This window comes from Lutibacter citreus (assembly GCF_003260195.1).
Classification (GTDB): domain Bacteria; phylum Bacteroidota; class Bacteroidia; order Flavobacteriales; family Flavobacteriaceae; genus Lutibacter; species Lutibacter citreus.
This window is the reverse complement of sequence record NZ_QEIH01000004.1, coordinates 131651-144778: the sequence shown is the minus strand read 5'-3', so window position 1 is coordinate 144778 and position 13128 is coordinate 131651. Positions and strand designations below refer to the sequence as shown.

Genomic DNA, 13128 nt, shown 5'->3' with positions numbered 1-13128 from the left:
TTTTTTAATTAAATAACCATCTTAATCCTATGTTATATGTTTGTCCTAAACCAGTATTGCTTCCATCAACAAAGTTTGTGTAAAGCGCTTCAATATTTAAAATATCACTTAGTTGGTATTTAGCACCACCACCTAAAGCTGTATAATTTTGCGAAAAATCGTTTCCTAAATCCAATCGTTGATTGTGTTGAGCTAACACTAATAAAGTAAATTTATTACTTGGAAAGTAACTTAAAAATACACCAGGAGTTAAACCTAAACTATTATTAGCAAAGCTATCTTCACTTTTTCCGAAGTTAAATTCAGTGTTTAATTCTGTGAAAATTTGCCATTTATTTCCAGGAAATGTATGATCGAAGAAAAACCTGTTTTGAAAAATAAAACCTTTTTGATCTAAAAATACACCATGCTCAGTTTCATTATCAACTAAAGGAATGTGAAAAGCAGATTGTATTGTGAAATTACCAACATTTTTTAAAGGATTAAATTTAATTGCTGGTGCAAATGAAGTTAAACCAGAACGTGCAGAACTTCTTTCACCATCAAATTTAAAAACATCAAAAGCATCTCTATCTCCAATAACATTAGATCTAAATTCTAACAATAAACCTACATTCAGTTTACTGTTTTCTGAAACTCCTGTAAAAATATCTAAGCTCGAAGTGAAAAATGTTTGTCTAGGTTCTTTAGCGTTTGAAAATGTACTTTCAGTTTGTGTGTATAAATTGTTAAACCATTTAATATCAACCTGACCTTTATCTAATAATTTAGAAGGTGTATATTCTTGAATATTACTCTTTTTGTCTTTCTCTTGCGCATTAGAGTTAAAACTAACAGCTATTATTAATATTGCAAATAAAAATTTTCTCATTTTTTTGTAATTGTTTAACAGTTTTATTGTTTGTTTAAATTCCAATTATAAGTGGAATATGAAAGTTTATAGTTTGATGGTATTTTTTCGTTTCTGTATTTATTTATAAAGTCAATTTCGGTGGTTTTATTCATTGTAAAATCTTCTTTATACCATTTTAAAATTTCAGAACCTTCAATACGTTTTTTCTTTTTGTTAACAGTAATAAAGTAATTACCATTTAAAGCAAGTGTTGTTTGTTTTTCTAGCTGATGATTTACAGAAATAGGTAGGTATGCTTCTTGGATTAAAGGAGGGCATCCAATTGCACCACAAACCAATACAAAATGAAATCTTGGGTCTTTAAAATTTGCTCTTAAAAACTCGTGTTCAATATTATTTAGTGTTGTTTTTGTTCCTCCTAAATCGTATTCCTTTTTATCAAAAAAACCTGCAATACTTAATGGTGATTTGGTTGGGTAATTATCAATAATTCCTTTAATAACAGTTAAGTTATAGGTATTTATCCAAAAAGCTTGATATTCATTTTTGTTTTTTTTATTTACTTTAATCGTTTTTGCTAAATTGAATAAATCATTTAATTCAGATTGATTTTCATGAATGTTGTTGTAAGCTACTTTTCCATTACTCACATTTTTTTTGAAAAAAGTATCTGCCTTTTGAAAAAAAACATCAAGAGTTTGGCTTTGCACTTGAGCAGAGATTAATATAATAAATATAGGTATGTAAATATTTTTCATTTTTTTTAAAATTTGTTCAAAAATTTGGCCTTTATTGTTTTAATTGTCAAACATTTTAGGTCATCCTTACAATAAAACGTAATTTAGAATTATTCTAAATTACGTTTTATTATTAAGTATTAGGATTTAATTTCGACCTAAAGTTTATATCAAACTAACTATGGAGCACATTGTAATTATTGGGAATGGAATTGCAGGGGTAACTGCGGCTCGCCATATTCGTAAAAAATCAGATAAAAAAATAACTATTATTTCGGAGGAGTCTGAATACTTTTTTTCCCGTACAGCTTTAATGTACGTGTATATGGGGCATATGAAATTTGAGCATACGCAACCTTACGAAAATTGGTTTTGGAAAAAGAATAAAATTAATTTAAAACAAGGTTTTGTTCAGCAAGTTGAAACAACTTTAAAAAGGTTAATTTTTAAAAATGGAGAAGAACTTCAATATGATAAATTAATTATTGCCACAGGAAGTAAGCCTAATAAGTTTGGTTGGCCTGGACAAGATTTAAAAGGAGTACAAGGTTTGTATAGTAAACAAGATCTTGAAAATGTTTCTTTAAATGCTCCAAATAATAAAGTATGTAAGCAAGCTGTAATTGTTGGTGGAGGTTTAATTGGGATTGAATTAGCTGAAATGTTAAGAAGTAGAGGTATTCCAGTTACTTTCTTGGTGCGTGAATCTAGTTTTTGGAATGGAGTTTTACCAAAAGGAGAAAGCGAATTAATTAACAAACATATGATAGAACATCATATAGATTTACGGTTAAGTTCTAATTTAAAAGAAATAATTTCAGATGAAAGCGGTAAAGTAAAAGCTATTGTTATTGAAGAGACTGGAGAAGTAATTTCGTGTGATTTTGTAGGTTTAACAGCGGGTGTTTCACCAAATATTAATTTTATTAAATCTTCGGAAATTGAAATAAATAGAGGTGTTTTAGTAAATAGATTTTTAGAGACAAATATTAAAGATGTTTTTGCTATTGGAGATTGTGCAGAGCAAAGAGAAGCCATTGGAGAAAGAAGGGCAATAGAAGCAGTTTGGTATACCGGAAGAATGATGGGAGAAACTGTGGCGCAAACAATTTGTGGAAATAAAATTGAATACAAGCCTGGACATTGGTTTAATTCTGCGAAGTTTTTAGATATTGAATATCAAACTTACGGTTGGGTTTTTGCAAAGCCAAGAGAAAATGAAGCTCATTTTTATTGGGAATATTCAAACCATAAAATTTGTATAAATATAAATTATAATAAAACTACAAAACAGTTTATAGGGATAAATACTTTTGGAATAAGAATGCGTCATGAAGTTTTTGATAAATGGTTAACAGAAGAAAAAACGATAGATTTTGTGCTAGAAAATTTAAAGGAAGCAAATTTTGATCCTGAGTTTTTCAAAAAGTATGAGCAAGAAATTTCAGCAGCATTTAAAAATCAACTAATAACAGCATAAAGAATAATTATGAGTAAGAATTCAAGTTTTTCAATTTCGAATCCAGATAAATTAAAGTTAGATACTGTTCAAAAATTAGGATTGGTTTTAGCCTTGTTAGGGCTTTCAATTATATTTTTAGCTTGGTTTGGAATCACTTTTCCTTATCCAACAGCTTTTTTAAGTATTTCAATTTTATTCATTTTTGGAGGTACGGTTATTTATGCAAGACAAACTTATATAAATCAACCAGCAGGAATTAAGAATAATTACGTTTGGTTTAATTCGTTGTCTAATAGAGGTGTTTTAGGCTGGCTTCTAGGGATGGTTTTAACCTTGTTTTATGTATTGTTATATTGGTTCCCGTCTTATTTAGGTTATGACGCCAATGGAGTTGCTAACACAGGTTTGGTTGCTTTATTTGATCCGTTAAGTTTGTTTTTTAAAGACAAAATAGCTAGCCAGTGGTTTGTGTATGGAACTTTGTACACCTTATTAATTACTTCATTAGGAGTAAAGTTCATGTATAAATATAGACATAATAGATACCAATTAATAAGAACAACGGTTGTTATAATCTCACAATTATTATTAGCTTATTTAATTCCTGAAATTTTAGAAGGCTTAAATTCTGACCTACCATATTTTGCAAAGGATATTAAAAATATGTGGCCTTTAAATTATTACTTTTTTGAACCTTGGCATTTAGATAATATGCGAAATGGAGGTACATTGGGTATGCTTTATTTGGTTATGGGTATATTTATGTTTTTGGTATTTACACCTATAATAACTTATTATGTTGGTAAACGTTGGTATTGTTCTTGGGTTTGTGGTTGTGGTGGTTTGGCAGAAACAGCAGGAGATTCGTTTCGCCAATTATCTTCAAAAACAGTTTCATCTTGGAAAATTGAACGTTGGATGATTCATACAGTAATGGTTTTAATCTTTATAGTTACAGCAGTTGTACTTTATGGGTATTTTACAAATACAGGTGAGTTTTTTGGAATTAGCATTTACAGTTATTTTAGTAAACCTTACGGGTTTTTAATTGGAGCAATGTTTTCTGGTGTTGTTGGAGTTGGTTTTTATCCTGTTTTAGGTAGCCGAGTTTGGTGTAGGTTTGGTTGTCCGTTGGCAGGTTATATGGGGTTATTTCAACGTTTTAAATCTCGTTTTAGAATTACAACAAATGGTGGGCAATGTATTTCTTGTGGAAATTGTTCAACGTATTGCGAGCAAGGAATTGATGTTAGAGCCTATGCGCAAAAAGGAGAGAATATTGTAAGAGCTAGTTGTGTTGGTTGTGGAATTTGTTCGGCTGTGTGTCCTAGAGGTGTTTTAAAATTAGAAAACGGACCAGAAGAAGGCCGTATAAATCCAACAGATGTTTTACTTGGAAATGATGTTGATTTAATGAATTTTGTTAATAAAAAACAAGATTAGTTATGAGAATAGCTTTCATTCTTTTTTTGCAATTATCGTTAACCTCAATGTTTGGTCAAAAAGCTGAATATGTAAAATCATATTATGAGGATAATCAAATTAAAAGTGAAGGTTGGATAAAAGGTACAGAGAAAAGTAACTATTGGAAGTATTATTATGACAATGGAAATATAAAAAAAGAAGGTCGTTATAAAAATGGAAAACCAACTAAATATTGGTATTTTTATAATGAAGATAAATCAAAATTAGAGGAAGGTCATTTTATAAAAGGATTTAAATTTAAATGGTGGATTTTATATGAAAAGAATAAAATAGCTCATAAAATTCAATATGATTTTAATAAAAAAAATGGCTATTGTTTGTGTTATGCAAAAGGTAAAATATTTAAAGTAGTACGATATAAAAATGATTTAAAAGAAGGTGAGTGGACCGACTTAAAAAAATTCAAAAAAGAAAATAAATTTTAATGATTGTAAAAGTTATTATCCCCGCTTTTAATGAAGCAGATTCTATAGGAAATGTAATAAACGAAATTCCTTCTTTAGTTAATGAAATAATAGTAGTAAATAACAATTCAACAGATAATACAGAAGAGGCAGCTATAAATGCTGGGGCAACTGTTTTAACTGAATTAAATAAAGGCTATGGTTACGCTTGTTTAAAAGGAATGGATTATATTTCTAAACAAGAAATTAAACCAGATATTATTGTTTTTTTAGATGGAGATTATAGTGATTTTCCAGAAGAGCTAACAAAAATTATAAAACCTATTGTTAACGATAATATTGATTTTGTTATTGGTGCACGTGTTGAAGATTTAAGAGAAAAAGGATCAATGACTCCGCAGCAGATTTTCGGAAATTGGTTAGCAACTTTTTTAATGAACCTATTTTTTAAAGCAAAATTCACAGATTTAGGTCCGTTTAGAGCTATAAAATATGATAAGTTGTTAAGCCTAAATATGGAAGATAAAACTTATGGTTGGACGGTAGAAATGCAATTAAAAGCATTAAAACAGCAATTATCATATATAGAGGTTCCTGTAAATTATAAAAAAAGAATAGGGGTTTCAAAAGTATCAGGAACAGTAAAAGGTTCAATTATGGCAGGAGTTAAAATATTAGGATGGATTTTCAAATACAGTTTTAAATAATGATTTTAGAAACAATAATAATAGTTGTTTATTCAACAGCGCTAATACTCATATTTTTATATGCGTTGGCACAATTAAACTTACTGTTTAATTACCTAGCTGCGCAAAAAAAAGAAAATGACAGTCCTAAATTTGATTTCTCAAATTCTAGTGAAATTCCTTATGTAACCATACAATTACCGGTTTATAATGAGTTGTATGTTATAGAGCGTTTATTAGAAAATATTGCTAAAATAGAGTATCCAAAAGATAAATTAGAGATTCAGGTTTTAGATGATTCCACAGATCAGTCTGTTGAATTAACCAAAAAAATTATTGATAAATTATCCCAAACAGGGTTAGATATTAAACAGATAAAAAGAATTGATAGAGTTGGTTTTAAGGCAGGTGCATTAAAAGAAGGTTTAGAAATAGCAAAAGGTGAGTATATAGCTATTTTTGATGCCGATTTTTTACCGAAAAAAGATTGGTTAAAAAAGACGATACCATATTTTAAAGATGATAAAGTTGGTGTTGTTCAAACTCGTTGGGGCCATATTAATAGAAATTATTCAATTCTAACAAGGATTCAAGCATTTGCATTGGATGCTCATTTTTCATTGGAACAAGTTGGTAGAAATAGCAAAGGGCATTTTATTAATTTTAATGGAACAGCCGGAGTTTGGAGAAAGGAATGTATTCTTGATGCAGGGAATTGGGAAGGGGATACGTTAACGGAAGATTTAGATTTAAGTTATAGAGCACAATTAAAAAACTGGAAATTTAAATATTTAGAAGATGTTGAAACTCCGGCAGAATTACCTATAGTAATAAGCGCTGCCAGATCACAACAATTTAGATGGAATAAAGGAGGTGCCGAAAATTTTAGAAAAATGTTTTGGAAAGTGGTGTCAAGCAAAAATATTTCTGTAAAAACCAAAGTTCATGGGTTGTTGCATTTATTAAACAGTACAATGTTCTTAAATATATTTATTGTAGCGGTATTAAGTATTCCAATGTTATATATAAAAAATGAATATGCTCATTTAAAAAATTATTTTTATGTAATGAGTTTTTTTATTGTAAGTACCATGATATTTTTTATTTGTTATTGGTTTATGTACAAAAAAAGATATGGAACAGGATTTAAAAGTTTTGTAAGGTATATAGCTATGTTTATTACATTTTTCTCAATAGCAATGGGATTTTCATTACATAATTCTATAGCAGTAATGGAGGGGCATTTAGGCAAATCTAGTGATTTTATAAGAACACCTAAGTTTAATGTAAATTCAATAAAGGATAGTTGGAAAGGAAATATATATATTACAAAGAAATTATCTCCAAATATAATAATTGAAGGTGTTTTAACCCTTTATTTTGCGTTTGGTATGTATAGTGCTTTTGTAGTTGGAGATCAGGGTGGTGATTTTGGATTATTTCCATTTCATTTAATGTTATTTCTAGGTTTTGGTTATGTCTTTTTTAAATCAATAACTTCAAAAGTGTAAAACTAAATACATGTTAAATTGGTTAAAAGAGCAAAAATTATCCATAGTGTTGACCATAATTGGGATATTGGGATATTTGTTATTTGCTTATAAAATTGTTAGAACAGATTATTCAGAGCTAATAGTTTTATACACAGTTCTGTTTTTAGTTTCATTTTATTTATTGAAATTAAATAAGAATAATTTAAGCTATTTAATAGTAATTTCAATAGTGTTTAGATTTCTGTTCCTGTTTGCTATACCAAATTTATCGCAAGATTTTTATCGTTTTATTTGGGATGGTAGAATGATATTAGAAGGATTTAATCCGTACTTATTTACTCCAGAATCGTTTATTATAAAAGGTGAATTTCCTATTGCTCAAGCAAAAGAGTTATATGCAGGTATGGGAAGTTTAAATGGAAGCCATTTTACAAATTACCCTCCAATAAATCAACTTTGTTTTGCCATTGCAGGTTTGTTTGCTGGTAAAAGTATTCTAGGATCAGCTTTGGTCATGCGATTGCTAATTATTTTTGCAGATGTTGGTATTCTTTACTTTGGAATTAAATTATTAAAGAATTTAAAGTTACCAGTTTATTCTATTTTCTTTTATATTTTAAATCCGTTTATAATTATTGAACTTACCGGAAATCTTCATTTTGAAGCTGTAATGTTATTCTTTGTAATTTGGAGTTTATATTTATTACATAAACAAAAGTGGAAATTAGCTGCCGTAGTTTTTGCCCTTTCTATATCAGTAAAATTAATACCGTTAATATTTTTACCATTATTTTTTCAGAAGTTGGGATTCAAAAAAAGTGCGCTATTTTATGGAATTGTAGGTTTGGTAAATATTGCATTATTTGCTCCGTTTATTTCTTTAGAATTTATTATAAATTATACAAAAACAGTAGGTCTTTGGTTTCAAAATTTTGAATTTAATGCGAGTGTTTATTATATAGCACGCGAAATAGGTTATTTATTTAGAGGTTATAATGAAATTGCCATAATTGGAAAAATATTACCTGTAATTGTAATAGTTTTTATTTTGATTGTTACATTTTTTAGAAAAAACAAAACAATTGTTGAGATAATAACAGCAATGCTTTTTGTATTGTCTTTTTACTATTTTACATCAACAACAGTGCATCCTTGGTATATTGCAACACTTTTATTATTGTCTGTATTTACTAAATATAAATTTCCTTTAGTTTGGAGTTTTATAATAATTATTAGCTATTTAGCCTATGCAAATAGTGAGAACAAAGAAAACCTTTGGATTATTTCTTTTGAATATTTAATTGTTTATAGTGTTCTTTTTTATGAGTTAATTAAACATAAAAGAAAGCAACGGCACTTACTTTTCTAAAACACTTGGTGGTACTAAACCAGAAATATCTCCTCCATGTCTATAAACGTCACGAACAATACTTGAACTTATAAATGCAGTATCGGCAGAAGTTAATAAAAACACGGTTTCAATTTTGGTAAGTTTTCTGTTAGTTTGAGCAATTGCTTTTTCAAACTCAAAATCGGCAGGATTTCTTAAACCACGTAAAATAAAATCAGCATTAATTTCTTTACAGTATTCTGTTGTTAAACCAGTGTAGGTGGTTACTTTTACTTTAGGTACGTTTTTGTAATATTTTTCAATAAATTGTTTACGTTGTTCTAATGAAAACATATAGTTTTTATCAGAATTAAGACCAATTGCAATTACAATTTCGTTAAACAAAGGCAAACCTCTGTTAATAATATCTACGTGTCCTAAAGTAATTGGATCAAATGATCCAGGAAATATTGCTCTTTTCATTTTAGTTAGTTTTTAAAGCTGTTTCAATTGCGTTTTTAAATAATTTTGCTAATGAAATATTGCACTCTTTAGCTTGTTGAGGAATAATACTTTCAGTTGTTAAACCAGGTACTGTATTCATTTCTAAAAAGTGAGGTTCTCCATTTACAATAATATATTCACTTCTTGAAAAACCACTCATATTAAGTGCTTTATAAGTCTTTATGGCAACTTTTTCTAATTTAATTTGTATGTTTTCAGGAAGGTCAGCGGGTGTGATTTCTTCTGATTTTCCTTCGTATTTAGCTTCGTAATCAAAAAAATCGTTTTCAGTAACTATTTCGGTAATTGGTAATACCTTTATTTTTCCTTCAAAAGTAATAACTCCAATTGTAACTTCACGTCCATCTAAAAAAGATTCAATTAATAGTTCAGAATCTTCTTTATATGCTTTTTCAATTGCAGGAATTAATTCACTTTCAGTTTTTACTTTTGAAATCCCATAACTAGATCCGGCATTGTTTGGTTTTACAAAACAAGGTAATCCAACTTTTTTAATTATTTCAGGTGTAATAATAGCATCTCCTTTGTTTAAAAAGCAAGAAGTCGCTGTTTTAATACCATACTCTTTTACAACGCTTAAACAATCTCGCTTATTAAATGTTAAAGCCATTTGATAAAAAGGTGCAGAGGTGTGCTTAATTCCCAACAACTCTAAATATGCTAATATTTTTCCGTCTTCTCCAGGAGTTCCATGAATAGCGTTAAAAACACAATGAAAAGATACATTATTACCATTTAATACAAAAGAAAAATCATCTTTGTTAATGGTGTATTCTTTATTATTTTCATCTAAAGCTACCCATTTTTCGGTTAAAATATGAACTCTATATGCATTGTATTTTTCAGTGTCTAAATTTTCATAAACAACATTTCCACTTTTAAGAGAAATATTAACTTCAGACGAGTATCCGCCCATTATTATGGCAATATTTTTTTTCATTTTAAGTTTATAGCTTTAACAATGATTGCAAAATTACATAAATTAAAGTTGAATGTTGTGTTGTTAAAAAATGAAAAGTTAAAAAAAGGTGATTTGTTTTCAAATAATTGAATAAATAAACAATTAAGTAATTTGAAATTTATAAAGTATCTTTGCCAAAATAAAAAAAAGAAAAATGAGTTTAGTTCAATTTATTAAATCCAAGAGTTTTATGAAACAATTGTTATTTGCAATTGTAGGTTTAATAGTTTTTGTTTTTGCTGTTATGAAATGGGTAAACATATCAACAAATCATGATCAGAAAATTGAGGTTCCAAATTTGGAAAAAATGAGCTTAAGTGAAGTAGAACATACATTAAGTGAATTAGACTTAAAATTATTTGTGATTGATTCTGCAAGTTTTAATCCAGATTACCCTAAAAAATCGGTAATTGACCAAGATCCAGAACCAGGTAATTTTGTAAAAGAAAATAGAAAAATATATTTAACATTAAATCCATCGGGTTATAGAAATGTTGAAATTCCTAATGTTTTTGGGAAAACAAAAAGACAAGTAACATCACATCTTAGCGCAATAGGATTTAAGATAAGTTCTAACCCTATATATGTTTCGGATATTGCCAAAGATGTTGTTAGAGGGTTACTTTTTAATGGAAAGGATTTAAAAGCTGGAGATAAAATCCCTAAAACATCTGTTATTACACTTAAATTAGGAGATGGTGAAGGTTCAGGAAGATATTTACAATCATCTTCTGATAAATAATTATATATGAGTTTAGAGGAAATAGGAGCAGAAAACGAAGAATTTTACGAGCATTTTAATCATGTAGCACCATCAGGACAAGCGCCTTTACGTGTAGATAAATTTTTAATGAATTTTATTGAAAACGCTACGCGTAATAAAATTCAACAAGCGGCAAAAGCAGGAAATGTTTTAGTAAACGACAAACCTGTAAAACCCAATTATAAGGTAAAACCAAATGATGTTGTTAGAATAGTTTTAGCGCATCCTCCTCACGAAAATTTATTGGTTGCAGAAGATATTCCATTAGATATTGTTTTTGAAGATGATGATGTGATGGTGGTTAATAAACCTGTAGGAATGGTTGTGCATCCAGGACATGGAAATTATAGTGGAACCTTAGTAAATGGACTTATTCATCATATAGAAAATTTACCAGCCAATTCAAATGAAAGACCTGGCTTGGTGCATAGAATTGATAAGGACACAAGTGGTTTATTAGTTGTTGCAAAAACAGAATTTGCAATGGCACATTTATCGAAACAATTTTACGATAGAACTACAGAACGTTTGTATTACGCAATTGTTTGGGGAAATATAGACGAAGAAGAAGGAACTATTGAAGGTAATATTGGTAGAAGTTTAAAAAATAGGTTACAAATGAGTGTTTTTCCAGAAGGTGATTTTGGTAAACATGCCGTAACTCACTATAAAGTTGTTGAACGTTTTAGTTATGTTACCTTGGTGCAATGTAAATTAGAAACTGGGAGAACTCACCAAATTAGAGCACATTTTAAGCATATTGGACATACATTATTTAATGATGAACGTTATGGAGGAAATGACGTGCTAAAAGGTACAACGTTTACAAAATACAAGCAATTTGTAGATAATTGTTTTAAAGTGTTGCCAAGACAAGCTTTACATGCCAAAACCTTAGGTTTTGAGCATCCAACTACAGGTGAGTTTTTAAGATTTAATTCTGAAATTCCACAGGATATGGTTGATTGTTTGGAGAAATGGAGAAGCTATACAATTAATCAGAAGGATTAAAGGGGTAGATTGTGTTTATTAGTTAAATAAAATTAGTTTTAATTGAGCTTATCGTTTGATAAGCGAATTTTACTTTTTTTACTTTAAAAATAAATTAAACAATTAAGCTTTAGGGTGTAAATTATTTAATTTACGAAGAACCCATACTGTTGTTAAATAAAAGCTAAAGGAACTAACTTTTAATTTTAATATAATCACCAATCTCATCTTTGGTAATTTCACCAAATTGTTTTCCATTAAAGAGTGCTTTTTCATCAATATTAAGAGTCATGGTGTTCTTTGTTGCAAAACCAGAAATAATTTTCTCATCAGATTTAATGTTGTTATTTCCTTTAATTGTTAAAAAACCTTTTCCGTATCCAATTGCAATTGCATGTTGTTTGCTATGCGTTATTGTATTTCCATCTAAAGTAATGTTGCTAGAACCAAAATCTATTTTTTCTTCATCAGGAATTTTACGTCCATTTCCGTGACCTGTATAACCTGTTGAAAATATAATAATGGCATTACCAACATCATTTTTCATAGTGTTATTTTTTATTAGAACATTTCTTGTATCGTGTTCAATATGAATTGCTTGCGAGTATTTTTGTAAGCCACCATCCATTCTAGAATTGTTTTGAATAGTTGCATTTCTAGTATTTGCTAACGCAATATTAAAACGTTTAGCTACGTAAAATTTACAGTTGTCAATTACAATATTAGAATGGTCTATTAAATTTGTATCTGCAAATGCATTGTCAATACTTATTTGATGGTCACCACCTTTAAAAGTACATTTTGTTACCATAAAGTCTTTAAGAATTACAGAATCCATAGTTTGTAAACTAAATTTACAATCATTAAATTCTGTGTTTTCTACAAGTATGTTTTTAAAATTACCTCTAAAATCTATACCCGTATAATGAGCATTTGAAAATACACAGTTTTTAACAGTAATATTAGTAATTAGCTGTTTTTTAGCTTCAAACCTTATTAAGTTTACGGCATTACTAAATGATAGATTTTCAAATTTTATAAAACTAGCTTCAACAACAATTAAGTTGTTTTGTTGAGTTTCTTTAGATAAGCTATATCTATTGCCATTAGGTTTTATTTTTCCTATAAAAGTGATTCCGTTTTTTTTTATCGTAAACTGTTTGTCTGCGTTTTTAAAAAGTATATCTAAATCAATTAAGATAATGTCTCCGTCTTTGGCTTCACTATAAGCCTTCTTTAATTTTTCAACCGAAGTGCCTTTTTTAGAAGATACTTTTATAGTTGTTGCGTTTAAAGTTTTAGCGCTTATAAAAAGTATAAAAATAATTTGAAATAAAGCTTTAGAGTTAACCATTGTTATGAATTTAGATTCAAACAAAAATAAGAGAAAGACAACTATTCTAAAAATAAATATAAGATGATTGCAACTTCATATGATT

The 13128-nt window shown here is 28.5% G+C and carries 13 protein-coding genes; 8 read left to right on the top strand and 5 right to left on the bottom strand.

Features of this window, described 5'->3' with window-relative positions; translation table 11 throughout:
• Positions 1–4: 4 nt before the first annotated feature.
• Together DAD81_RS09620 and DAD81_RS09615 are read right to left on the bottom strand one after the other, a co-directional pair.
• A complete protein-coding gene (locus tag DAD81_RS09620) occupies positions 5–871 on the bottom strand; it encodes a hypothetical protein (RefSeq protein WP_111708053.1) in 867 nt (288 codons plus the stop codon).
• A gap of 23 nt (positions 872–894) precedes the next feature.
• Positions 895–1611 (bottom strand): DUF547 domain-containing protein, encoded by a 717-nt coding sequence (locus DAD81_RS09615; protein WP_111708052.1) that lies wholly within the window; start codon positions 1609–1611, stop codon positions 895–897.
• A gap of 160 nt (positions 1612–1771) precedes the next feature.
• On the opposite strand from DAD81_RS09615, the gene DAD81_RS09610 reads away from it, so the two are divergent.
• Genes DAD81_RS09610 through DAD81_RS09585 form a run of 6 tightly spaced genes read left to right on the top strand, consistent with a single transcriptional unit; the run spans position 1772 to position 8489 of the window.
• Positions 1772–3070 (top strand): NAD(P)/FAD-dependent oxidoreductase, encoded by a 1299-nt coding sequence (locus tag DAD81_RS09610; RefSeq protein WP_111708051.1) that lies wholly within the window; start codon positions 1772–1774, stop codon positions 3068–3070.
• Positions 3071–3079: 9 nt separating this feature from the next.
• Positions 3080–4495: a 4Fe-4S binding protein gene (locus DAD81_RS09605; RefSeq protein ID WP_111708050.1), complete on the top strand. Its 1416-nt coding sequence runs from the start codon at positions 3080–3082 to the stop codon at positions 4493–4495.
• A 2-nt stretch (positions 4496–4497) separates the two neighbouring features.
• A complete protein-coding gene (locus DAD81_RS09600; protein WP_157961110.1) occupies positions 4498–4962 on the top strand; it encodes a toxin-antitoxin system YwqK family antitoxin in 465 nt (154 codons plus the stop codon).
• Positions 4962–5648: a glycosyltransferase family 2 protein gene (locus tag DAD81_RS09595; protein WP_111708048.1), complete on the top strand. Its 687-nt coding sequence runs from the start codon at positions 4962–4964 to the stop codon at positions 5646–5648. Before DAD81_RS09600 ends, DAD81_RS09595 begins: the two co-directional genes overlap by 1 nt.
• Entirely contained in the window at positions 5648–7138 is a 1491-nt protein-coding gene (locus DAD81_RS09590) for a cellulose synthase family protein (RefSeq protein ID WP_111708047.1), read from the top strand. Before DAD81_RS09595 ends, DAD81_RS09590 begins: the two co-directional genes overlap by 1 nt.
• A gap of 10 nt (positions 7139–7148) precedes the next feature.
• The gene (locus DAD81_RS09585; RefSeq protein WP_111708046.1) at positions 7149–8489 is read left to right on the top strand and encodes a glycosyltransferase family 58 protein; all 1341 of its coding nucleotides are present in this window, start codon (positions 7149–7151) and stop codon (positions 8487–8489) included.
• Here the strand turns inward: DAD81_RS09585 and coaD are convergent.
• Positions 8478–8933, bottom strand: coding sequence for a pantetheine-phosphate adenylyltransferase (coaD, locus tag DAD81_RS09580; RefSeq protein WP_111708045.1), 456 nt, complete (start codon positions 8931–8933; stop codon positions 8478–8480). The two genes, DAD81_RS09585 and coaD, sit on opposite strands and share 12 nt — an antisense overlap.
• 1 nt (position 8934) lies before the next feature.
• On the bottom strand, positions 8935–9915 hold the full coding sequence (locus DAD81_RS09575; RefSeq protein WP_111708044.1) for a D-alanine--D-alanine ligase: 981 nt from the start codon (positions 9913–9915) through the stop codon (positions 8935–8937).
• Positions 9916–10126: 211 nt separating this feature from the next.
• On the opposite strand from DAD81_RS09575, the gene DAD81_RS09570 reads away from it, so the two are divergent.
• A complete protein-coding gene (locus DAD81_RS09570; protein WP_245949208.1) occupies positions 10127–10678 on the top strand; it encodes a PASTA domain-containing protein in 552 nt (183 codons plus the stop codon).
• 6 nt (positions 10679–10684) lie between these two features.
• Positions 10685–11710, top strand: coding sequence for an RluA family pseudouridine synthase (locus DAD81_RS09565; protein WP_111708042.1), 1026 nt, complete (start codon positions 10685–10687; stop codon positions 11708–11710).
• A gap of 172 nt (positions 11711–11882) precedes the next feature.
• Here the strand turns inward: DAD81_RS09565 and DAD81_RS09560 are convergent, their stop codons facing one another.
• On the bottom strand, positions 11883–13043 hold the full coding sequence (locus DAD81_RS09560) for a right-handed parallel beta-helix repeat-containing protein (protein ID WP_111708041.1): 1161 nt from the start codon (positions 13041–13043) through the stop codon (positions 11883–11885).
• Positions 13044–13128 lie beyond the last annotated feature (85 nt).

What these genes read in the sequence shown, in the direction of transcription:
- DAD81_RS09620 (WP_111708053.1), bottom strand. Translation starts at nt 871, where the DNA reads ATGAGAAAATTTTTATTTGCAATATTAATAATAGCTGTTAGTTTTAAC.
- DAD81_RS09615 (WP_111708052.1), bottom strand. Translation starts at nt 1,611, where the DNA reads ATGAAAAATATTTACATACCTATATTTATTATATTAATCTCTGCTCAA.
- DAD81_RS09610 (WP_111708051.1), top strand. Translation starts at nt 1,772, where the DNA reads ATGGAGCACATTGTAATTATTGGGAATGGAATTGCAGGGGTAACTGCG.
- DAD81_RS09605 (WP_111708050.1), top strand. Translation starts at nt 3,080, where the DNA reads ATGAGTAAGAATTCAAGTTTTTCAATTTCGAATCCAGATAAATTAAAG.
- DAD81_RS09600 (WP_157961110.1), top strand. Translation starts at nt 4,498, where the DNA reads ATGAGAATAGCTTTCATTCTTTTTTTGCAATTATCGTTAACCTCAATG.
- DAD81_RS09595 (WP_111708048.1), top strand. Translation starts at nt 4,962, where the DNA reads ATGATTGTAAAAGTTATTATCCCCGCTTTTAATGAAGCAGATTCTATA.
- DAD81_RS09590 (WP_111708047.1), top strand. Translation starts at nt 5,648, where the DNA reads ATGATTTTAGAAACAATAATAATAGTTGTTTATTCAACAGCGCTAATA.
- DAD81_RS09585 (WP_111708046.1), top strand. Translation starts at nt 7,149, where the DNA reads ATGTTAAATTGGTTAAAAGAGCAAAAATTATCCATAGTGTTGACCATA.
- coaD (WP_111708045.1), bottom strand. Translation starts at nt 8,933, where the DNA reads ATGAAAAGAGCAATATTTCCTGGATCATTTGATCCAATTACTTTAGGA.
- DAD81_RS09575 (WP_111708044.1), bottom strand. Translation starts at nt 9,915, where the DNA reads ATGAAAAAAAATATTGCCATAATAATGGGCGGATACTCGTCTGAAGTT.
- DAD81_RS09570 (WP_245949208.1), top strand. Translation starts at nt 10,127, where the DNA reads ATGAAACAATTGTTATTTGCAATTGTAGGTTTAATAGTTTTTGTTTTT.
- DAD81_RS09565 (WP_111708042.1), top strand. Translation starts at nt 10,685, where the DNA reads ATGAGTTTAGAGGAAATAGGAGCAGAAAACGAAGAATTTTACGAGCAT.
- DAD81_RS09560 (WP_111708041.1), bottom strand. Translation starts at nt 13,043, where the DNA reads ATGGTTAACTCTAAAGCTTTATTTCAAATTATTTTTATACTTTTTATA.